The sequence below is a fragment of the Cellulomonas sp. NPDC055163 genome, from assembly GCF_053607065.1.
On record NZ_JBSGSU010000001.1, the window covers coordinates 722,195 to 743,516 of the forward strand.

The following is a 21,322-nucleotide window of genomic DNA, read 5'->3' on the forward strand; positions in this document are numbered from 1 at the left end:
TCTCGCCTACCACCCACCGGCCCAGTTGAAGCGGCTCCCCGAGTAGCCCCCGTGATAGAAGTTCGCGTTAAGCCCCGCCGAGGCACCCGCAACCGCAGCGATCGCCGCCCGCTCAGTGCCCGCCGTGACACGGGAGGTCCCACCTATGTAGACCGCCCCGGAGCCTTTCACGGGCTGTCTGACCCAGTGCTGGAGTCCGTCCACCCCTCCGCGGACCGGGTCGCGCCAGCCGGTCAGGTCGCAGAGCCACTTCAGCGCTCGCCAGATCGTGGGCGTGGCGAAGTCCGCAAGGTTCCAGTCGTCGTCAAGCCATGCCTTCTCACCACTCGCCGCCCTCTCTCGGTCGAGGGCGTTGACTGTGTCGGCGAAGTCATGAGGGCGCATCCCGTCCACCAGACGAAACACCTGCTCCGTCAGGCTCGCGGGTCCGACTGCCCCCGCCATCACGGGCCACCAGATGCGCGCGTTCCAGGCGTACTTCGTGTAGGTGCTGACGCCGCCGTCGCAGTTCGCGACCAGCCAGGGGAGGTAGTGCCGGTCGAAGAACTTCGGCGGGTGACCGGAAGCCTCAAGCATCGCCAGCAGGATCTGTGCCGTGCCGAGCGGGTACTTGTACTTCGACGATGTGGCCCGGGCAGCGTCTTCGTAGGAGCCTTCAGTGCCAGCCCAGATCGCAGGCACGGCGTGCAGGCGAGTCGATCCGGCAGCATCTACGGACGCATCCCAGGACCGAAACGCGGTCCGCAGACCCGTGAGCCGAGTCTGCCGCGCCCCGTACTTCACCACGTGGTTGCTCATCGAGTCGTGATTCACGGAGAACAGGTCCACGGCGACGAGGTCCGAGGGCATCGCCGTAGCAACGGACGGGTGGACGAGCACGGTGCTCGACTGAGCCTGCAACGCGACGATGTCCCAGCCGGGTGCGACGGAGGCGAGCATGGTCGCGGATACCAGACCGTCGATGTCTGCACTTGCAGCCATCGGGCGCGGTGTCATGAGCAGCGCGCCCAGACGCGCTGCGGAGGAAGCAGGGTCCGACGGGTCCAGCTCGCGTGAGAGCGCCTCGATGGCGATCTTTCGGCGAGCGGCCGCAGTCGCCTGGACACTCATGCCTCACCTGCCGAGTTCACACCCTGAGGCTACCGATGACCGGCTTCAACCAAGATCGTGACCGCGACGAGCCGGAGGATCCGAGACGGTCGGCGCGTGACGCGCGCAGGTGCACCACTCAGGACTGCCGAGAGCGGGCACCGAGGCGATGTGGGTGCGGGCCAACAGGGCCCACGGTGCACGTGACATCGCCGAGCCGCGACGACGTCCCCGGCTCGAGCCGGTACGGCTGATCACCGGCACGGCGTCTCTTGTCGGAGTGAATAGAACTCGGAGTGGCCAGTCTCGACGAGAGCGAGATTTTCGCCCGAGAAACCTCGCGACCCATCGGGAAGGGGACTGAGCGCGGTGTTGCGGCTCATGCAGGCGCGGTCCAAAGCGTCCAGCGGCGGACGAACTCGGCGACGACCGCGGGCGGCCCTTCCAGTTCGCGCGCGACACCGACCGGCAGCGTCGCGTCCGCTGTAGTCTCAAAAGGCCCACCACCGTCGGTCACGAGCAAGTAGCCGTTTTCTTCGATAACCACGGGCAGTTCTATCCCATTGATGACCAGGTCTATGGCGTAGCGCGAGTCGGTGTCAAGGTAGTCCTCGCGATACCAATCAAACCCCACCGGAACGTCGTCCGGCACGACGTCAGTGAAGACATCGTGCCACCACGACTCGTCGCCGAAGACCGTCGACCGACCGAGGGCTGAAGCGAGCTCGCTCTTCGCTTCTTCCAACGTTAAGGGGTCCCGCGGCGCGTCGTGCAGCACACCGGGCCCGATTGGGCGAACGTCTCGCAGGACTCCATCCGGATATTGGAGCGCGGCGACTTGGACCTCCAGCATGAGGCCGCTGCGCTGCCACACGCGAAGATCTTCGAGCCCCACTGGCAGATTCGCGGCGACGCCGGCGGCATCCACCACGAGGCTGACATGTGCAGTGACGTACCTGGCGCCGCCGGCGAGCGTGCCGCTCATGCCTCGGACCGTGTGCACGCGCGCTGGCCCGACTACGTCGGTAACTCGCACGCCTCCAACATCGCCGTTGATCGCCGGCGAATCGTCCGCGACGAGGTCGACGAGATCTTGGAGTGCGGCGATCCTCTCCGCGGCGTCGGACTCATCCGGGAGTCGCTCCACGACGTACCACGTAAGCGCAGCGGACACCCGGGCGCGCTCAGCGTGCTCCAGAGGGTGCATCTCGAGGCCCTGGAGCGCCTCTAGGGCGGCCCCTTCGTTCTTGAACTGTTCGACCCAATCGATGCCCAGATGCTTGAGGGCCGCTGGAATGTCTCGATCAGCGGAGACGATCGCGAGTCCATCGTCCGTACTGTTCGCTAGTACGTACGCCACAACATCGTAAGTTGCCGCGATGTCAGACGCGCCAGTCTTTGTTCCCTTGCCTTTCTCATCTCCGCCCTTCCGCTTCCCAGGCGCCTCGAGCAGCACCTGGGCTCGGAGTCCGGTCCTCATCCCGTCAAAAGTGCTGGGCACGACGACGACATTTTGTATCGCGTCCAGTTCCGCGATTAGGTGATCGACAAACTCTCGCACCGTCTTCCTCGGCAGTGCGATCTGCGAGAACTTCTCGACACGCGCGCCATCGAGGTCACCCTTCAGGCGCCGCATCGTGCTACGTGCGGACGTGTAGGACTCATGAGCATGCTGCGCCCACTCCCAAAGGACGCACTCGTGAACGAGAACGACTACATCGAGCGCGAGCAAGCTGGACGCAAACGTCTCCAGCCTTGCAAGCCGGATCGCGCCCTGGCCGTAGACGTTTGCGTCGACTGCGACCCACCGCACTCGACCTGTGGTTGACCTAGCCGTCGGCCTCTGCTGCGCCATGCGGCAAACCTAGCCACGTGCCTCGCGATCCCGACACCAGGTCCGCCGCGCTGTTCCGGCGAGTCCGTGCGCTCAGGTCGATCTACTGGCAGTGCGCCCTGCGCTTCGAGGCCGCACAGGCGTCAGGGAGCGCGGTGTTCCAGGTGGCACATCGGACACCTGACGTGGCCCGAGGAGGACTCCGCCCCTGTGGCGCTGCGGAGCGGCAGTCGTGCCGCAGCCCAAGAACTAGTGATGCAACGCGCGGCTCGAGAAGGACGATGAGCTGGCGGTGACCGCCGGGGCTTCGTCCGAGGTGCGGGTCAACACACCTGAGCCGACTTCACCGAGCGGGCTCGAACGCCACGGTCTGGCCGCTCGTGCGGATCACCCAGACGCCCGGCACGTCCGCCAGCACGAGCTCGTCGTGCTCAGCCCGGGGGCGCGGGAGCGTCGGGGTCTCCTGGCGTCGGGCCGGTCGAACCCTGCGTCGCCGTGAGGAACGCCCCAGGCGACGTCCCGAGTGCGCGTGCGAGCTGCCACATCGAGCCGAGCGAGAAGCTGCGCCGGCCGTTCTCGACGTGCCCCACGTAGGCCCGGTCCAGGCCGGTGACGCAGCGAGACGCTCCTGCGAAAGGCCCGCGTCCTTGCGGATCGCCCTGACGCGCGCTCCGAACGCGCGCTGCTGCCCAACCTTCACGTCGTCGCGGCCAGAAGCAGAGTCGCGGTCCTCTGGCACGATCACGTCCATACCCCTGCATGATGCGCAGTGACGCGCTATTGAATACCCGACCCCGGCGGGGTGAACACCGGAGCGTCGAGCACGGTTGCCTATGCCGACCGCACCGCTGGGTCGATGAAAGGCGAACCGCACGCTCGGCAGTACCGGTCGCCCGGAGCGCTCGGGTGCTCGCACGCCTGCTGCCGGAGGTACGTGCGGATCTCCCCGACGATGAACGAGATGACGTGCCGGTAGCTCACCGACCCACCTGGCAGCAGGTCATGGATCGTGCCGGAGCGGATCACGGTCGTCGGCGTCCCAATCGGCGCGCCCCAGGGCTGGATCGTGGGGTCGTCATCGGAGGCGACGACGATCTCGTAGGTGTCCCACCGTTCCCGCATGTAGAAGCCGTGCCCGTCGACCGTGCCGACGATCACCCAGGGCGCGCCAGGGCCGTCCTCGACCGCCTCGACCCCGAGGTCGGTCGCTGCCGCGACCAGCTCGTTAGCACGCGCCCGGTGCACGAGTGCGTACGCGGCACGTGAAGCAGTGAGCGCCTTCTCCAGGTCGGCATGGCGTCGGGCGCGCTCGCCCGGGGTGAGCTGGCACGAGCATGTCCTGCCTCCGTGGGGGTCGTCACCCGGGCTGGGGTGGCAGCTGCACCCGCACTCGGCCGCGGCGTCGAGGTCACGAAGGTCACCTGGAGCGAGCTCGAGAAGGCGTCGTCGTGCGGCAACCTGCTCGCCGCGTCGCCGGGCCGCCTGTGCACGGAGCTCGCCCACGGAGCTGGAGGCGCCGCCGTCGGCCGGACCCGAGTCGTCAGCCATCGCTGCTCGGCACCTCCGGGAACTGCGGTTCGATCGACACGACCGGGGTGGTGCGCCGGACGGTGATCGCCGCGGCGGGGTCGAGCGGCTCCAAGGTGAGGAACATGTCGCAGCCGAGGAGGATGCCGTCGCGCATCGCGCCGTTCGTGTCGTGCTCGATGGTGATGACGCGAACGGCCTGCTCGTCACGTCGGAGCGTCTGGAGCCAGAACGGGCCATCAGGACCATCGGCGCCACCGGTCAACCGGGTCACCGTCACGGCCCGATCGGCGTCCCTCGAGTCGATCAGGTGCCGGGCGCCGGATGCCGTCGTGACCAGCCACCTACCCGGGTCTCGCATCGGGTCAGTCGGTTCCATCGTCGCGACCCTCGCTGTCCGCTCCGTTCGCCGGCATGGGCGTGGGGCCGTCGGTCGGCGCGAGCACGCCCATCACCTCGACGGCATAGCTCAAGTTGTCGAAGTCCCCGCCCCGCCATGCCGTCCAGTACGCGGCGGCGCTGCGGGCGAGCCGCTCACGCTGGAGGGCGTACCAGTGCCACGACACGAGGGCGGCCACTCGGTCGCCGCTCTCGGTGAGCACCACACGGCTGCCACGCGTCACGTACCCGAGCAGCTCGGGGAGCGAGGATGCGGCGTCGTTCACGTCGACGACGATCTCGGCGTCGTCCACAGGCATGCCGGACTCCTCGCCGGAGAGTCCCGTCGGCCGTCGCTTCGTCGGCGCCGCGTCTTTAGGTTCCGGCCCTCGGTCGCGGTACTCACGCAGCCCGACGTCGATGACGTGGTGCGCGCCTCGGGCTACGACCTCGAGACCCCGCTCGGGACCGAGGTCGTAGGCGCCCACCAGGAACCGCGCGTCGCCCTCGAGGGTGAGCCTCGGGAACGCGTGCCCGTCCGGAGGGCCGGCCGGCTCCGGAACGTGCAGACCGACCGCGAACAGGTCGGCCAGCAAGCGTTGACCGAGTCGGTCCGCCACGTCCTCGGCGACCTCGAGGTGCACGGTCGCGCCTGCGTCCAGCTCCACGTGCGCACGAAGGATCGACGGTTCCCCGCGCGCACCGGTGGGGCGCCCGGTCGTCACGTTCGTCGTCCGAGCCGGGCCGGCAGGTCGGCGAGGGCAGAAGGCTCGATCGGCTCGATCCGCGCCACCTGGCGCTGGACCCACCAGCCGTACTCCGACGCTCGCGGGTCGTAGTCGTAGACGTACTTGTGGCGGTCGCCCACCCGGATCACCCCGGCGTCTCGCGCGAGTATCGACGACACCGAGACCAGTGGCACCCATCGGTCGTCCGCCATGCCGAGCGACGAGCCCGGACCGACCCGACGCAGCAGAGCAGGGACGTCGGCATCGACGTAGTAGACGGTCTGGCTGCTCGTGCGGATCGCCCAGACGCCCGACACCTCCGCCAGCACGAGCTCGCCGTGCACGGCCGCGCTCATGGACGTCGCCGTTCCACACGGACGGACACGTGGGAATGCCACGGCTCTGGGGTCGGGTCACCGTTCACGATGGTCCGGACTTCGGCGGTGGACGTGCGACCAGAGGCGCGCTCGAGGATGCCTCGGATCGCGGTCTCGTAGCCGCGCCGCCACCCTCGCCGAAACTCGTCTCGCAGCCGAAGGGTCGATGCACCGCACGAGAGGGTCAGCCCGAGCAGCATGATCACGACCCCGGGCCGGTCGCCGCTCGCCCAGGACGCGACTGCGGTCACCAGCCCGAGAGCCGTCACGACGAACGCGCCACCCCACCACCGGACGCCGGCGAGCACGTCGTTCCGGTGGCGGACGCCGGATGAGGGCGGGACTGCGGGAGACATGTGCACTCCACTCGTGACTGGCCGCTTTGCGTCGGAGCCCGGGCCGTCGGTCGAGCACCCGGACGTTGGGCATGTTCTGAGCTCGGGCGCCTCCCGCCAATGCCACTCATAGTTAACATACCCGGGTGTAGAGCGATGTCAATCGCCGAGGCTCCGACCGGTTGCCCAGCGCCGGACGGCGCTACAGCGGCGAGCGCATGTCGCGGCAGGCGGGGCGGCGCATCACAGATGCGATCGATGCTGTCAGAGCGGCTGGCACGCCGAGGCTCGCACCGCGGCCCGGCGCGATCTGAGTCGAGGGCGGGGAGGTCAGCCCTTGTCGCCGGTGTGCGCCGGCGCCTTCGCCGTCCCCTCACTCGGGTCGGGCTCGACCGCGGGGAAGAAGGACCTCGGCGATGCGTGCAACGCAGTGGCCAGCTGCCAGATCGCATGCAGGGAGATGTTGCGGTTACCGGTCTCGACAGAGCCGATGTAGGTGCGCGCGAGTCCCGACTTGTGCGCGAGCTGCTCCTGCGTCAAGCCGGCCTCGGACCTCATGAGGCGCAGCGTCGCCCCAAAAGCTCGGCGTCGCGTCGCGTCTAGTTCCCGGTCAGGCACCCGGTCGACGCTATGAGTGGAGTTTGCGCAGGTCGACCCACTATGAGTGGAGTCCCGATGGTGCGGCACCGTCTAGACACTAAGCGACGGTGACAGTGCCGGTGGCGCGTTCACGAATCGCCACAGGTCTTGACTGGAGCCATTTTGAGACGACTATGAGTGGAGTAGAGCCTGGTCGTGCGCACGCGGCCAGACTCCCCGGCGGCCTTCCGACCGCCACGAAGGAGGCACGTCCATCTCTCGATTCGGAACGGCGGCATGCGTCGCGCCGGCTCTGGCACATCCCGTCGTCCCGCTGTTCACCCGCCTGTCGCGGCGGCACCTCTCGATGCATCCGTCGGGGCGCTCCTCGCTGCGGCGCCGGCGCCCGTCGCGCTCGAGCCGAGGACGGGACCGATCGGATCCCCGCTCGGCCGGTCCGGTGCTGACGACCACCACCGTCGCTCCGAAGGTCTGAGACCTCCACCGCGGGACGAGTCCGAAGGGATGGAACGTCGATGGGAATCAATGATCAGAGGTTCCAGGACCGCATGGTCACCGCGTGCAGGGCCTGGCTCGACTGGTGCGCTGCTCAGCACCAGGACCCGCTCGCATCCGACATCGAGCAGCTACGGCACGCCGTGTTCGACCTGCATCGCCAGGGGGCGACTCGGGTTCAGCTGTTGGACCTGATCGATCAGGTGGGCTTCATGACCGCGATGTGGCGGTCGCGCGACTGGCTCGAGCTTCGACGGAGCGTCTGCGCTCGCACACGCACAGTGCACCGGTATGGCTCGGCCTGCGAGTCCACACCCACCCCTCCTGCGTCACCGTGATGCGAGGCGAGCGAACCACCCGCCTCGCTCGACGATGGGTGGTCGTTGCCGGTCGTGCCGAACACGGCTCGGGCCGACAGCGAGGACCGCCTCGAGGATCAGAGCTCGGCGTCGAACGAGGTGCGCTCGTGGCACGAACCTCCCACTGTGCGCGCTCTCGCGTGTCGTCCATGGGGAGAGAGGTGACGCGGTTGTCCCTCACCGGCGGCCCCGGTCAGCGGGGTTTCCGATCCCGCCGGCGGCTTTGAGGTCCTCCACGATCCGGGAGAGCCCGATGCTGCTCTGGGCGATCACGCGCAGCGCGTCGAGCGACCCGGGCTCGACGTCCCCGATGAGTTCCTGCAGCGCCCGCTGGAGCGCACGCTGCAGGTCGTCGAGCGCGATGACTCGCTCCCGGGTGACCACGACCTTCATCGCGACGAGCACCTGTGGGTCGTACGGCGGGTAGTCGGTCGCTCCACGGCTCCTTGCCTTCGACCGAGCGATGGTCCATCTCCGCCGCAGGTTGGCGTGCGTGTAGCACCGTGGCGACCGCCCGGCCCGGGCAGCCTCCACGCCGTAGCTCCGGCAGTCGATGCACGACCTCGCAGACCCGCCTGTCGACATTTCGTTTCCCTCTGTCCTCGCTTCGGTTCCGATCGTTGTGGGATCTCCTACCAGCGACGATGCGCCCCTCGAAGGCTCCAGAGCACCATCGACGCTCGCACTTCGGGTCTCGCCAGCTCCGCGCGGATACAAGTGTCGACTATTTCAGCGCCGCGTGTCCGATTTTCCGTCCAGACGCACTCTCATGATGGGAGGCGAGCGGGAGAAGAAGCCGCTCCCGGGCCGACGCCCGGACATCCGAATACAGACACGTCCGCAGCCAGGGCAAGCAAAAAGCGCCACCCACCGGGTGACGCTCTCGCTCGCCGTGGAGTTACCGCTCCAGGGCTGTCGGTCCCGTCCCGTCTCTGAGAGGTGCCGTATGGGCACTGTAGTCCGGCATGCCCACGTGCTGCCAGCGTTCCCCCGGTCGACCGGTGCCACGAGCACAGCAACTTCGGCGGCTCGTCATGTCTAGGGCCCGTGGAACGGCCAAGCGGCCAGTGGTGCCCGTCACCCGCGAGCTCCTCGATCACCGGATCACGACCTACGCACCGAAGGGGGTCGTCAGCGCGGAGCAGTGGAGCCTCGTGCGCGAGCACGTGCGAGGTGCCGCTCGGCGCTACGAGCCGGACTCCCTGTCCGCGGTCTACCTCACCATGCGCGCGTGCACGATGCTGGCCGTCTGGGCGCTCGACCACCACATCCCACTGGACCTCGAGTTGCTCTACTCCGAGGAGAACGTCGAGAGATTTTCTGCCACGGGCATGCGGCACCTGGCCGACCACTCCCGGGCGTCGTACCGGTCTGCGCTACGCCGCATCGGGCGGAAGGTCACGAAGCGAGCCGAGTGGGCCCCCGAGCCGGCGCGGATCCGGCGGACCACGTTCTCCGACCCCTACACGAGTGCCGACGTCGAGTGGCTGTGGGACGTCGCCCGCCACCAGAAGAGCGAGACCAGGAGGCGGGCCGCGGTCACAGCGGTCGCACTCTGCTACGGGGGCGGGCTGCAAGGCCCCGAGTACTCCCTGATCCATGGTTCCAGCATCGAGCTGGTCGACGGCGTCGTGGTGGCGCACGTGCCCGGCAGGCTCGGACGCTCCGTGCCGGTGCTGCCCACGTTCACCGAGGAGCTGATGCTCCTCGCGGGGCGCTACCAGGACCGCCCGTTGTTCTCCGACCGGACACCGGTACGCAACTGGACCTCGGCGGTCCTCGCGCAGGTCGAGATCCCGCCAGGTGCGCCTCGCCTGGTTCCCAACCGGCTGCGGATCACGTGGATGGTGCACCTCCTAACGATGGGGGTGCGGGTGTCGGAGCTGCGGCACCTCGCCGGCGTGAAGACGACGAAGGGGTGGGAGGACCTGGCGAAGTTCGTCCCGATGCGCGAACCAGCAGAGCTCCACGCCCTGATCGGCGGCCTCCGATGATGCCTGAGGTGGTCTTCGCCCCGCTCACGCGGATCCAGACGGCGGCGTGCGACCACTCGCTGACTCAGGCGACGCGGATCGCCGAGAGCATCGTCGACGGGACGGGACTGGCAGAGGCGCTCGAGTACTCGCTCACGTCGACGGTCGGCGCCCCTCGGCGCGTCTCGTGGCGCACCGTGCTCGTCGTGTACATCACCGCCGGGATCCGTGGTGGTGACATGCACATCTCGCTCGTGCACAGGGTCGCGAACGAGATGCTCCGCGACGGCCTCATCCCCTCGCGCGTGTCGTACTCCCAGCTGTGGGACAACCTCGACCATCTGACGACCGCCCTGGATGCGGGGCGCGTGGTCACGGCGCACAGCCACCCGCTCGAGGTCGTCCGCTCGACCGGCGAGCTGTTGGACTGCCCGGTTGCCTGCACCGGCGGTCGGGCGATCACGCGCGAGGTCTTCGCCTCGCTCCTGCTCAACGCCTCGGCGTTCCCGGACGGGTCGGCCTGCGACACGGGCGTGTTCGCGATCGACTCGACCGATAAGGAGGCGTGGGCCGCGCGCCGCTCCTGGGACCGGAAGCCGGATGTCGACACGTCCTCCGGTGCGGTCCGGCCCGAGGACGAGGGCGAGAAGGTCACGTCGGCGGAGACGTTCTCCACACCGGGCTGGCCCCGCGTCGGCTCCGACGGCCGCGCCCAGCACACCGTCGACGCGTGCGCCCGTGAGGGCTACCGGTCCGGCAAGAACCTGCGCGCGAAGGAGGTGTTCTGCGGGTACGACGTGCACATCGCCACACCGGTGCCCGAGTTCGGGTCGACCCCGCTCCCGCACACCGCCCTCGCAGTCGTGACCGCTCCGGCCGGCTCCGACAAGGCGGCCGCGGGTCTCCTGACCCTCGATGCCCTGGTCGCTGCCGGCCGCGTCGTCCGCGAGGTCCTCTCGGACCGTGGCTACACCTATCTCACCGCCGAGAAGTGGGCGACGCAGCTGCGTGCCCGAGGCATCGAGCAGACGCTCGACCTCGTGAAGAACCAGCGCGGGGTCCGCCCCGGTCCTGTCGAGCACTCCATCTGGGTAGACGGCGGGCTTTTCAGCACCGCTCTTCCGGAGCGGCTGCGCACCCTGCCTGGCTTCTCCCTGAACATGACGACCGAGGACAAGGTCCGGTTGACCGCCCTCTACGACGAGCGGATCGCGTACGCGTTCGCCCCGTTCGGCGACGTCGACGACACGGGCGCGCAGCGGTACCGCGGTCCGGCGCTGCGCGGGCTCGTCCGGTGCCCGAACAACCCGGTCTCGTGGCGCAAGGGCTATGACCGGCCGACGCTCCACTGCGAGCCCGCGCGCGTCGACGCGCGCGGCAAGAAGGTGGTGACGTGCGGGTGCTCGAGGACGGTGACGGTCCCCTTCGACCTCCTTGCCCGCGAGCGCCAGGCGCTGCTGTTCGGCACGACGCAGTGGGTCGCGTCCTACGGTCGCCGGTCCGCGATCGAGTCGCTCAACTCCGAGCTCCGCACCCACCGCGGCATGCACTTCTCCCGCAGCTGGTGCCGCGTCCGCGGTGCAGCCCGCAACCACGCGCTGATCGCCTTCGGGCTGATCGGGGTGAACGTCCGCAAGCTGCGCGACTGGTACACGACCCGCAAGCAACGTGACCCGTGGCTGGTCGCCATCGGCGACGACACAGATCCTGACTTCGAGGCCGAGAACGCGCACCGGGTGCGTCGGCCTCGCCGGCGGGCGCTGCACGAGCGGCTGGCGCACCCCGACATCCCGCGCAGGCGTGAGCCGCGCCCGACGTACCCGAGGACCGGCGTCCCCTCGCCGCTCCAGGCGCATGACGGAGCACCCCCCAGGCAACCTGGCTGACCACAGCCGCCCCTGAACTGAAGAGCCCGACCTGTACAGCCCGCTGACCACCCCGGTCAGCGGGCTCGTCGGCATGCGTAGGCGCCCGTCGACTCGCGGGCAGAATGCGGAGCCAGCACACCAGCGTGCTAGCGAACCTGCAGGTCAGCGCCGTACATGCGAAACCCCCGGCCGGAGTCGCTCCGACCGGGGGTTACCCAAACTGCCTGGCTCGTCCTAGACGAACAAGCCCCTGTGCGCGAGGGGGGATTTGAACCCCCACGCCCTTTCGGACACTGGCACCTGAAGCCAGCGCGTCTGCCGTTCCGCCACTCGCGCGCGCCGCAGAACGTTATCACGGTCGGACCGCGCTCCGGCACCAAGCCCCGCGGCGCGACCCAGCCCCGACGCCACGCCCGCGAGCTCCGCCGCCACGCCGCCAGCCACCGCCCCACACCCCCAACCGACCCACCCCCACACCCCCGGATCACCTCCACCAACACGCCCCCATCACCACATCCACCCCCCAGATCCCGAACCACTCGACAGGATCGGCCCCGCGAACCCGCCCGCAACGGCCCACCGTGGATACGATCAAGGCCGATACCGGATCCGGACCCGCCCGCGCACCCCCCACGGACGCGAGCACCACCGCCCCGGCACACAACGACGCACCAGCGACGCACCGATGACCGCAGCACGACACGACGCACGAGGGAGGTGAGGGCGTGGGCATCCTCGACAAGTTCGAGCACGGTGTGGAGCGTGTCGTGAACAACGCCTTCGCCAAGGCGTTCCGCAGCGAGGTCAAGCCGGTCGAGCTGGCGAGCGCCCTGCGTCGCGAGGTGGACGACCGCGCCGCCGTGGTGGACCGCGACCGCACCGTCGTCCCGAACGAGTTCACGATCGAGCTCTCCCCGGACGATCACGCGCAGGTCGACGCGTGGGGTGCGGAGGCGCTGGCCGACGAGCTCGCGGCGAACGTCACGGACCACGCGGCGAGCCAGCGGTACGCGTTCGTCGGGCCGGTCACCGTCCAGTTCAGCGAGCACGACGACCTCGAGACGGGCCGGTTCCGGATCCGCAGCGCGACGGTGCGCGGCGCGGTGGCCCCGGCTGCGGCGGCGACCCCGAGCACGCGGCACCCGCTCGTCGACATCGACGGCCAGCGCTACCTGCTGACGGGCCCGGTCACGGTGATCGGTCGGGGCTCGGAGGCGGACATCATCGTCGACGACCCGGGCGTGTCGCGCCGGCACCTGGAGATCCGCGTCGGGCCCGACGGGGTCGTCGCGAGCGACCTCGGGTCGACGAACGGGCTGTACGTCGAGGGCCACCAGGTCCCGGCGGCGACGCTCCTCGACGGCAACACCCTGACGATCGGGCGCACGCGCATCATGTTCTGGACGGGCGCGTCCGATGACCGGGACGAGTGAACGGCCGGTATGTCTGAGCTGACGATCACCCTCCTGCGTCTCGGCTACCTGGTCCTGCTGTGGCTGTTCGTGGCCTCGGCGATCGGGGTGCTGCGGCGCGACCTGTACGGGACGAAGATCGTCGACCGTCGGGGCCGCTCCAAGGGTCCGGCGTCGGTGGCCCCGGGCCAGAGCGCGCCCCCGCCGGCGAAGGGCGCCGCGAAGGGCCCGCAGGGCAAGCCCGCCAAGAGCGCCCCGACCCGCCTCGTCGTCACCGAGGGCCCGCTGCGCGGCACGACGATCCCGCTCGGCGCGTCGTCGGTCCTGATCGGTCGCGCGCCGTCGTGCACGCTCGTGCTGGACGACGACTACTCGTCGTCCCGGCACGCCCGGATCTTCCCGCAGGACGGCGGCTGGTTCGTGGAGGACCTGGGGTCGACGAACGGCACGTTCCTGGGCGACAAGAAGGTCGAGCAGCCGACGCCCGTGACCCCGGGGGCGCAGGTCCGCGTGGGTCAGAGCGTCCTCGAGCTGCAGAGGTAGCGCCGCCGTGAGCATCGCGCTGCGGTACGCCGCACGGTCGGACGTGGGCCTCGTCCGGTCCAACAACCAGGACTCGGCGTACGCCGGGCCGCACCTGCTGGTCGTCGCGGACGGCATGGGCGGGCACGCGGGTGGCGACGTGGCGTCGTCGGTCGCGGTCGCGGCGTTCGCCCCGCTCGACGGCGAGTCGCACGGGCCCGACGACGCGCTCGACGAGCTCGAGCAGGCCCTGGACGCGGCTCGCGACGAGATCGTGGCGCGCACGCAGGCCGATCCCGAGCTGAGCGGCATGGGCACGACCGTCACCGCGATCCTGCGCGCGGGCAACAAGCTCGCGATGGTCCACCTCGGCGACTCCCGCGGCTACCTGCTGCGCGACGGCGTGCTGAGCCAGGTCACGACCGACCACACGTTCGTCCAGCACCTCGTGAACACCGGCAAGATCACGCCCGAGGAGGCCGAGCACCACCCGCAGCGCTCGGTCGTCATGCGGGTGCTCGGCGACTTCGACCCGGACGTCGCGCCGGACCTGTCGGTGCGTGAGGCGCGGCCGGGCGACCGCTGGCTGCTGTGCTCCGACGGGCTCTCGGGCTTCGTGAGCGCCGACACCATCGCGGAGACCCTGATGGGCCTGCAGGACGTCGACGTGTGCGCGGACCGGCTCGTGCAGCTCGCGCTGCGGGCGGGTGGCGGCGACAACGTGACGGTCGTGGTCGCGGACGTCGTCGAGCTCGACGACGTGCCCGACGGCGGCGGACCGACGACCGCGGCGAGCGTCGTGGGCTCGGCCGCCACCTCCCGCCACCGTCCGACGGCCGCGGCGGACAGCCCGTCGGCGCGCGCGGCGACGCTCGCGAAGAAGGTCGCGGCCGCGCAGGCAGCCGGTGACACCGACGGCGACGAGGACGGCACCGCGGCCGGCCTGCTGCCGAGCGCGGGCACCGACGAGGACGAGGACGCCGACGAGGTCGACCCGCGCCGCCGCCGGCGCCGCCGCGTGATCGGCTGGTTCCTGTCGCTGCTGCTGCTCGCGGTGCTGGGCGTCGCGGGGTACCTCGGCTACCAGTGGACGCAGACCCAGTACTTCGTCGGCGCCGAGGGCGGGGACGTCGTCATCTACCGCGGCATCCCGCAGAACATCGGCCCGATCGCGCTCTCGACCGTCGCGGAGCGGGGCGACGCGCGCGTCGACGACCTGCCGCCGTACGTCCGCGAGCGCCTCGACCAGAACATCCAGTCCGACTCGCTCGACGACGCCCGGCACCGGGTCCAGCTGCTCGAGCAGTCCGCTCGTGAGAACGCGGCGACCGGCTGATGGCCACCATCCAGCCGCATCGGGTGCGCCCGGGGCGCGGCGTCGAGCTCGCGCTGCTCGTGCCCGCCCTGCTCATCGGCCTCGCCGCGTACGCGCTCACGGGCCTCGGCGTGACCGGGGAGCTCCCGGGGAACGTCGTCGGCTACGGCGTCGGCATGGCGGCCCTCGCGCTCGGCCTGCACGTGGTGCTGAGGTGGCGCGCGCCGTACGCGGACCCGGTGATCCTGCCCGTGGCGATCGCGCTCAACGGCATCGGCCTCGCGATGATCTACCGCGTCGACCTCGGGATGGTCGCGCGCGGGCGTGAGCAGGACTTCGCGACGCGGCAGCTCGGGTGGACGGCGGTCGCGCTGCTGCTGGCGGCCGGGGTGCTCGTCGTGCTCCGCGACCACCGCACGCTGCGCCGCTACACGTACACGGCGATGGTCGTCGGCCTCCTGCTCATCGTGCTGCCGCTCATCCCGGGCCTCGGTGCGGAGATCAACGGCGCGCGCATCTGGATCCGGTTCGCGGGCTTCTCGCTGCAGCCCGCCGAGATCGGCAAGCTCGTGCTCGCGGTGTTCTTCGCGGGCTACCTGGTGACCAACCGGGACACGCTCGCGCTCGCCGGGCCCAAGGTCCTCGGCCTGCAGCTCCCCCGCATCCGCGACCTCGGCCCCCTCGTGCTCGCGTGGGCGGTGTCGATCAGCGTCCTCGTGCTCGAGCGGGACCTGGGGACGTCGCTGCTGTTCTTCGGGCTGTTCGTGGCGATGCTCTACCTCGCGACGGAGCGCACGAGCTGGGTCGTCATCGGCCTCGGGCTGTTCCTCGGCGGTGCGGTGCTCGCGGCGACGACGTTCGGGCACGTGGCCGCGCGGTTCGACGTGTGGCTGCACGCGCTCGACCCGGAGATCTACAACCGCGCCCCCGGTGGCTCGGGGCAGCTCGTCGGCGGGCTGTTCGGGCTCGCGGGCGGCGGGCTGTTCGGCACCGGCTGGGGCAAGGGCCGCCCCGACCTCGTGCCGTACGCGGAGTCCGACTTCATCGTCGCGTCGCTCGGCGAGGAGCTGGGCCTGACCGGGCTGCTCGGGATCCTGTTGTGCTACCTCGTGCTCGCGGAGCGCGGCCTGCGCACGGCGATCGGGGTGCGCGACGGGTTCGGCAAGCTGCTCGCCGGGGGCCTCGCGTTCGTCGTCGCGTTCCAGTGCTTCATCGTCGTCGGCGGCATCACGCGGATCATCCCGCTGACCGGCCTGACGACCCCGTTCCTCGCGTACGGCGGCTCGTCGCTGCTCGCGAACTGGATCATCGTCGCGCTCCTGCTGCGCATCTCCGACGACGCCCGACGCCCGGCGCCCGACCTCGTCGTCGGGCCCCCGCCCGGCACCACGACCGCGCCGCTGCCCGTGCGCACGCCCGGCTCCTCGCGCGCGGGCGCGCCCCGCCGCGAGGGCGAGCCGCAGCCGAGCGCGGACCCGACCGAGCGGATCGCCGGCCCCGGGGGGGTGCGCTGATGAACACCCCGCTGCGCCGCCTCGCGACCGTCGTCGTCGGCATGTTCGTCGTCCTCATGGGCGGCGCCACCTGGGTCCAGTTCGTGCAGGCCGACGCGCTCAACAACGACGGCCGCAACGTCCGGACGCTGTACCGCGAGTTCGGCCGGGCGCGCGGGCCGATCGTCGTCGCCGGCGAGGCGGTCGCGTCGTCCGCCCCGGTCGACGACGCGTTCAAGTACCAGCGCAGCTACGCGAACGGCGAGCTCTACGCACCCGTGACCGGCTTCTACTCGATCGTGCACCGCGGGACGATGCTCGAGGGGGCCGAGAACGACGTGCTCAACGGGCAGGCCGACTCGCTGTTCCTGTCCCGGCTGCAGGACCTCATCACCGGCAAGCAGCCGCAGGGGTCGTCGATCGAGCTGACCCTGAACCCGGCGGCGCAGCAGGCCGCGTGGGACGCGCTCGGGGACCAGCGGGGTGCCGTCGTCGCGCTCGACCCGTCGACCGGCGCGATCCTCGCCCTCGTCTCGAAGCCGTCGTACGACCCGAACCAGCTCACGACGCACGACTCCGCCGCGGCGAACGCCGCGTACCAGGCGCTCCTGGCGGCCGAGGGCGACCCGCTCGAGAACAAGGCGATCCAGGGCCCGACCTACCCACCGGGCTCGACGTTCAAGCTCGTCACCGCAGCGGCGGCCCTCGAGTCGGGGCGAGCGACGCCTGAGTCGCTCCTGACCGCGCCCGACGAGCTGCCCCTCCCCCAGACCAGCGCGACGGTCAAGAACTACGGCGGCTCGTCGTGCGGCTCGGGCGGGCAGACGACGCTCGCCGACGCGCTGCGCGTCTCGTGCAACACCGCATTCGCCCAGCTCGGGCTCGACCTCGGGGCCGACGCGCTGCGCGAGCAGGCCGACAAGTTCGGCTTCGACGACGACGAGCAGTACGTGCCGATGAAGGTCGCGCCGAGCCGCTTCCCCGACGAGGTCAACGCCCCCAACACGGCGTTCTCCGCGCTCGGGCAGTACTCGGTCACGGCGACGCCGCTGCAGATGGCGATGGTCTCCGCCGCGATCGCGAACGAGGGCGAGCTCATGGAGCCGTACCTCGTGCAGACGGTCCGGACCGCCGACCTCGACGTCGTCCGCGAGGCGGACCCGAGCCGGCTCTCCCAGGCGGTCTCCCCCACGACCGCCGCGGCGCTGCGGGACATGATGGTCGGCGTCGTCGAGAACGGCTCCGGCAAGGCCGCGAAGATCCCGGGCGTGCAGGTCGCGGGCAAGACGGGTACCGCGCAGACCGGCCGCGAGGACGAGTCGCCGCACGCGTGGTTCACCTCGTTCGCCCCGGCGGACGCCCCGCGCGTCGCCGTCGCGGTCGTCGTCGAGAACGGCGGCGCGGTCGGCAACGAGGCGACCGGCGGCAAGGTCGCCGCACCCATCGCGAAGGCCGTCATCGAGGCGGTGCTGGCCCAGTGAGAGCAGCAGCGGGCGTCGTGCTCGGCCAGCGGTACCGCCTCGTGCGGGAGATCGCCGTCGGCGGCATGGGTGAGGTGTGGGTCGCGCACGACGAGTCGCTCGCGCGCGACGTCGCGATCAAGGTGCTCCGCGAGGAGTTCGCGGGCGACCCCAACTTCCTGTCCCGGTTCCGCACCGAGGCCCGGAACTCCGCGGCCCTCTCGCACCAGAACATCGCGCAGCTCTACGACTACGGCGAGCAGGACGGCTCCGCGTTCCTCGTCATCGAGCTCGTGCTCGGCGAGCCCATGAGCGACCTGCTCGAGCGCGAGCCCGTGCTGCCGCCGCGCAAGCTGCTGCCGATCCTCGCCCAGACCGCGCGGGCGCTGCACCACGCGCACGACGCCGGCGTGGTCCACCGCGACGTCAAGCCCGGCAACATCCTGCTCGGGCGCGGCGGGCGCGTGAAGATCACCGACTTCGGGGTGTCCCTCGCGACGAACCAGGTGCCGATGACCGCGACCGGCATGGTCATGGGCACCGCGCAGTACCTGTCGCCCGAGCAGGCCGTCGGGCAGCCCGCGACGCCGCACTCCGACCTGTACTCGCTCGGGATCGTCGCGTACGAGGCCCTCGCCGGGAAGCGCCCGTTCACCGGCCCGACGGCGGTCGACATCGCCGTCGCCCACGTCAACGCCCCCGTGCCGCCGCTGCCCGCCGCGATCGACAAGCGGCTGGCCGGCATCGTGCTGAGCCTGCTCGCGAAGGACCCCCGCGACCGCCCGCCGTCGGCCGCGCAGCTCGCGCGCATCCTCGACGAGATGGTCGAGCGCACGCCCGCGACCGGCGTCGCCGTCGTCGTCCCCGCCCGCCGCTCCTCGGGCCGCGGTGGGACGACGATGATCGCGCCGGGCTCCGACGTGCGCGTCGCACCGCCCACCCAGCAGCCCGGGCCCCGCCGCGCCGCGCAGCCGCCCGCCGGGCACGCGGCGCCGGCCGCACCCCCCGCGCCCGCCGCCGCGAAGTCCCCCGCGGCGCCCGCGGCGATCCCGCCCGCACCGCACGGCCACGGCGACGACGACGGGCACCCGCCGTCGTACCCGCCGCGGCGCGAGCTGCGGGACGCGACCGAGGTCCGGCGCTCCGCCGGCACGCACCGGGCCCCCACCCGCGCCGCGTGGATCACGTCGACGACCACCGGGAACCGGCTCGGGAAGCTCGGCCGGCTGACCTGGCCGCTCGTCGCGCTGATCCTGCTGGTCGTCGCTCTCCTCGGGGCGGCCCTGGCCGATAGGCTCACCGGCGCCGAGGGCGGCTCACCCCCGGGCGAGCCCGCGCTGGGCGCGACCGGCACGACGAGAACGACGACGACCGTCACGCAGGTCCCGGCGACCGGGGCCCGCGCGGCTGCCGGCACCCTCACGACGGCCGGCCACCCCGGATACGCTCTCCGGGACGGCCTCGATGGGATGATCACGGAACGTGCGCGGGTTGCCGACAGGGCAGCAGGCACGTGGACGACGACAGCGAAGGACGCCTAGTGGTGGACGACGGATCCCGGATCCTCGGTGGACGGTACGAGGTCGGTGAGCTGATCGGCCGCGGCGGCATGGCCGAGGTGCACATCGGCCACGACACGCGGCTCGGACGGACCGTGGCGATCAAGGTCCTGCGCTCCGACCTCGCACGCGACCCCTCGTTCCAGGCCCGCTTCCGCCGCGAGGCCCAGGCTGCCGCGTCGCTCAACCACCCGGCCGTCGTCGCGGTCTACGACACCGGCGAGGACCTCGTCACCGAGCCGTCGGGCGTCGTCGCGCACGTGCCGTTCATCGTCATGGAGTACGTCGAGGGCCACACGGTCCGCGACATCCTGCGCGACGGCAACGCGGTCCCTATCGAGGAGGCCGTCGAGATCACGGCCGGCGTGCTGTCGGCGCTCGAGTACTCCCACCACGCGGGCATCGTGCACCGCGACATCAAGCCCGCGAACGTCATGCTGACGCCGACCGGCGCCGTCAAGGTCATGGACTTCGGCATCGCGCGCGCTGTCGCGGACTCCGCGGCGACCATGACGCAGACGCAGGCAGTCATCGGCACCGCGCAGTACCTGTCCCCCGAGCAGGCGCGCGGCGAGACCGTCGACACGCGCTCCGACCTGTACTCGACGGGCTGCCTGCTCTTCGAGCTGCTGACCGGGCGCCCGCCGTTCGTCGGCGACTCCCCCGTCGCGGTGGCGTACCAGCACGTCCGCGAGGCCGCCCCGGCGCCCAGCATGTTCGCCGCGGACGTCCCCGACTCGCTCGACCGGATCACGCTCAAGGCCCTCGCCAAGGACCGCGACTCCCGCTACTCGACGGCCGCCGAGTTCCGCACCGACCTCGAGGCCGCCGCGCGCGGGGGCCACGTCGGCGCTCCCCCGGTCGGTGCGCTCGTGGCCACCGGCGCGAACGACGACGCGACGCAGGTGTTCGGCGCTGCCGGCCCGGCGACGACGCAGGTCGTGGCCACCGGTCCCGCGCCGTGGGCGCCCACCGGCCCGGGCACGACCGTGCTGCCCCCGACGGGTGCCGGGACCGGCGCCGTCGGCGAGGACGACGAGCCGAAGAGCAAGCGCTGGCTCATGTGGACGCTCATCGCGGTCGCGGTCCTCGCGGTCGCCGGGATCATCGCGCTCATCGCCGCCAACGCGTCGAACAACGACGAGCCCGAGACGGTTGCGGTGCCGGCGATCGTCGACATGCCCGCACCCCAGGCCAAGGTCGAGATTGAGGGAGTGGACCTCGTGTGGGCGCAGGAGGAGGTCGCCTCCGACACGATCGCGGAGGGCAACGTCGTGTCGAGCAACCCCGCGAGCGGGGCGCAGGCCGAGAAGGGCTCGACGGTGACGGTCCAGGTCTCGACCGGGCCCGACACCGCGACCGTCCCCGACGTCACCGGCCTGACGCAGGACGCGGCGCGCACCCAGATCGAGGCCGCGGGCCTCACCGTCGGGTCCATCACGCCCGAGGACAGCGCCGCGTACCCGAAGGACCGGGTCACCAAGACCGACCCCGCCGCGAACACCTCGGCCAAGGCCGGCGCCGCCGTCACCGTGTTCATCGCGAGCGGCAACGTGGTGGTCCCCGAGCTCGTGGGGCAGCCGCAGGCCGACGCCGAGAAGGCGCTCGCCGACCTCAGCCTGAGCTCGACGACCGCCGAGGTCGAGACGAACGAGCAGCCCCCGGGCACGGTCGTGAGCCAGAGCCGGGCCGCAGGCGACCTCGTCCCGCAGAACTCGTCGGTGCGCCTCGAGGTGGCCGTCGCCCCGACCGCGCTGCTCATCCCCGACGGTCTCGTGGGCCAGTCGTGGGAGCAGGCGAGCCGCACGCTCTCCGGGCTCGGGCTGCAGCCGCAGCGCCGTGACGTCGACAGCGACCAGCCGAAGGACTCGGTGCTCAAGACCGACCCGACGCGGGGCGACGAGGTCGAGCCCGGGTCGGTCGTCTTCGTGGACGTCTCGCGCGGGCCGCGCAACGGCCAGCCGAATCCCTCGCCGACGCAGACCGGCTGACGCGCGG

At 71.0% G+C, this 21,322-nt stretch carries 18 protein-coding genes and 1 tRNA gene; 9 read left to right on the forward strand and 10 right to left on the reverse strand.

Translation table 11 applies throughout. From position 1 onward, the window contains the following. Positions 1-6: 6 nt before the first annotated feature. From ACWFNE_RS03065 to ACWFNE_RS03105, 9 genes are all read right to left on the reverse strand, one after another. Positions 7-1,110: a hypothetical protein gene (locus ACWFNE_RS03065; RefSeq protein ID WP_452120990.1), complete on the reverse strand. Its 1,104-nt coding sequence runs from the start codon at positions 1,108-1,110 to the stop codon at positions 7-9. Positions 1,111-1,468: 358 nt separating this feature from the next. After that, entirely contained in the window at positions 1,469-2,944 is a 1,476-nt protein-coding gene (locus ACWFNE_RS03070) for a hypothetical protein (RefSeq protein WP_452120991.1), read from the reverse strand. Positions 2,945-3,354: 410 nt separating this feature from the next. Then, entirely contained in the window at positions 3,355-3,684 is a 330-nt protein-coding gene (locus tag ACWFNE_RS03075) for a helix-turn-helix domain-containing protein (protein WP_452120992.1), read from the reverse strand. Between the two features lie 70 nt (positions 3,685-3,754). Beyond that, the gene (locus ACWFNE_RS03080; RefSeq protein WP_452120993.1) at positions 3,755-4,471 is read right to left on the reverse strand and encodes a hypothetical protein; all 717 of its coding nucleotides are present in this window, start codon (positions 4,469-4,471) and stop codon (positions 3,755-3,757) included. Continuing rightward, positions 4,464-4,829, reverse strand: coding sequence for a hypothetical protein (locus ACWFNE_RS03085; protein WP_452120994.1), 366 nt, complete (start codon positions 4,827-4,829; stop codon positions 4,464-4,466). The genes ACWFNE_RS03080 and ACWFNE_RS03085 overlap by 8 nt, the downstream gene beginning before the upstream one ends. Next, positions 4,816-5,496, reverse strand: a complete 681-nt coding sequence (locus ACWFNE_RS03090; RefSeq protein ID WP_452120995.1) for a hypothetical protein — start codon at positions 5,494-5,496, stop codon at positions 4,816-4,818. Before ACWFNE_RS03090 ends, ACWFNE_RS03085 begins: the two co-directional genes overlap by 14 nt. A 53-nt stretch (positions 5,497-5,549) precedes the next feature. Further along, positions 5,550-5,912 carry a hypothetical protein gene (locus ACWFNE_RS03095; protein WP_452120996.1) on the reverse strand — a complete coding sequence of 121 codons (363 nt, stop codon included), beginning with the start codon at positions 5,910-5,912 and terminating at the stop codon, positions 5,550-5,552. 686 nt (positions 5,913-6,598) lie between these two features. Further along, positions 6,599-6,955, reverse strand: a complete 357-nt coding sequence (locus ACWFNE_RS03100) for a helix-turn-helix domain-containing protein (RefSeq protein WP_452120997.1) — start codon at positions 6,953-6,955, stop codon at positions 6,599-6,601. A 944-nt stretch (positions 6,956-7,899) separates the two neighbouring features. Further along, positions 7,900-8,127: a hypothetical protein gene (locus ACWFNE_RS03105; RefSeq protein ID WP_452120998.1), complete on the reverse strand. Its 228-nt coding sequence runs from the start codon at positions 8,125-8,127 to the stop codon at positions 7,900-7,902. Between the two features lie 665 nt (positions 8,128-8,792). Here ACWFNE_RS03105 and ACWFNE_RS03110 point away from each other — a divergent pair. Together ACWFNE_RS03110 and ACWFNE_RS03115 are read left to right on the forward strand one after the other, a co-directional pair. Beyond that, the gene (locus tag ACWFNE_RS03110) at positions 8,793-9,716 is read left to right on the forward strand and encodes a hypothetical protein (RefSeq protein WP_452120999.1); all 924 of its coding nucleotides are present in this window, start codon (positions 8,793-8,795) and stop codon (positions 9,714-9,716) included. Continuing rightward, positions 9,716-11,581, forward strand: coding sequence for a hypothetical protein (locus tag ACWFNE_RS03115; RefSeq protein ID WP_452121000.1), 1,866 nt, complete (start codon positions 9,716-9,718; stop codon positions 11,579-11,581). The genes ACWFNE_RS03110 and ACWFNE_RS03115 overlap by 1 nt, the downstream gene beginning before the upstream one ends. 235 nt (positions 11,582-11,816) lie before the next feature. On the opposite strand, the gene ACWFNE_RS03120 is transcribed toward ACWFNE_RS03115, so the two are convergent. After that, a tRNA-Leu gene (locus tag ACWFNE_RS03120) sits at positions 11,817-11,899 on the reverse strand. Between the two features lie 389 nt (positions 11,900-12,288). On the opposite strand from ACWFNE_RS03120, the gene ACWFNE_RS03125 reads away from it, so the two are divergent. The 7 genes from ACWFNE_RS03125 to pknB are packed head-to-tail and all read left to right on the forward strand — an operon-like array spanning position 12,289 to position 21,315. After that, the gene (locus ACWFNE_RS03125) at positions 12,289-12,996 is read left to right on the forward strand and encodes an FhaA domain-containing protein (protein ID WP_452121001.1); all 708 of its coding nucleotides are present in this window, start codon (positions 12,289-12,291) and stop codon (positions 12,994-12,996) included. A gap of 9 nt (positions 12,997-13,005) precedes the next feature. Beyond that, a complete protein-coding gene (locus ACWFNE_RS03130; RefSeq protein WP_452121002.1) occupies positions 13,006-13,518 on the forward strand; it encodes an FHA domain-containing protein FhaB/FipA in 513 nt (170 codons plus the stop codon). Between the two features lie 7 nt (positions 13,519-13,525). Beyond that, the gene (locus ACWFNE_RS03135) at positions 13,526-14,833 is read left to right on the forward strand and encodes a Stp1/IreP family PP2C-type Ser/Thr phosphatase (RefSeq protein ID WP_452121003.1); all 1,308 of its coding nucleotides are present in this window, start codon (positions 13,526-13,528) and stop codon (positions 14,831-14,833) included. Continuing rightward, the gene (locus ACWFNE_RS03140; protein WP_452121004.1) at positions 14,833-16,326 is read left to right on the forward strand and encodes an FtsW/RodA/SpoVE family cell cycle protein; all 1,494 of its coding nucleotides are present in this window, start codon (positions 14,833-14,835) and stop codon (positions 16,324-16,326) included. The genes ACWFNE_RS03135 and ACWFNE_RS03140 overlap by 1 nt, the downstream gene beginning before the upstream one ends. Beyond that, on the forward strand, positions 16,326-17,786 hold the full coding sequence (locus ACWFNE_RS03145) for a peptidoglycan D,D-transpeptidase FtsI family protein (RefSeq protein ID WP_452121005.1): 1,461 nt from the start codon (positions 16,326-16,328) through the stop codon (positions 17,784-17,786). The genes ACWFNE_RS03140 and ACWFNE_RS03145 overlap by 1 nt, the downstream gene beginning before the upstream one ends. Continuing rightward, a complete protein-coding gene (locus ACWFNE_RS03150) occupies positions 17,783-19,306 on the forward strand; it encodes a serine/threonine-protein kinase (RefSeq protein WP_452121006.1) in 1,524 nt (507 codons plus the stop codon). The genes ACWFNE_RS03145 and ACWFNE_RS03150 overlap by 4 nt, the downstream gene beginning before the upstream one ends. Then, positions 19,306-21,315 (forward strand): Stk1 family PASTA domain-containing Ser/Thr kinase, encoded by a 2,010-nt coding sequence (gene pknB, locus ACWFNE_RS03155; protein WP_452121007.1) that lies wholly within the window; start codon positions 19,306-19,308, stop codon positions 21,313-21,315. Before ACWFNE_RS03150 ends, pknB begins: the two co-directional genes overlap by 1 nt. Positions 21,316-21,322: the final 7 nt, after the last annotated feature.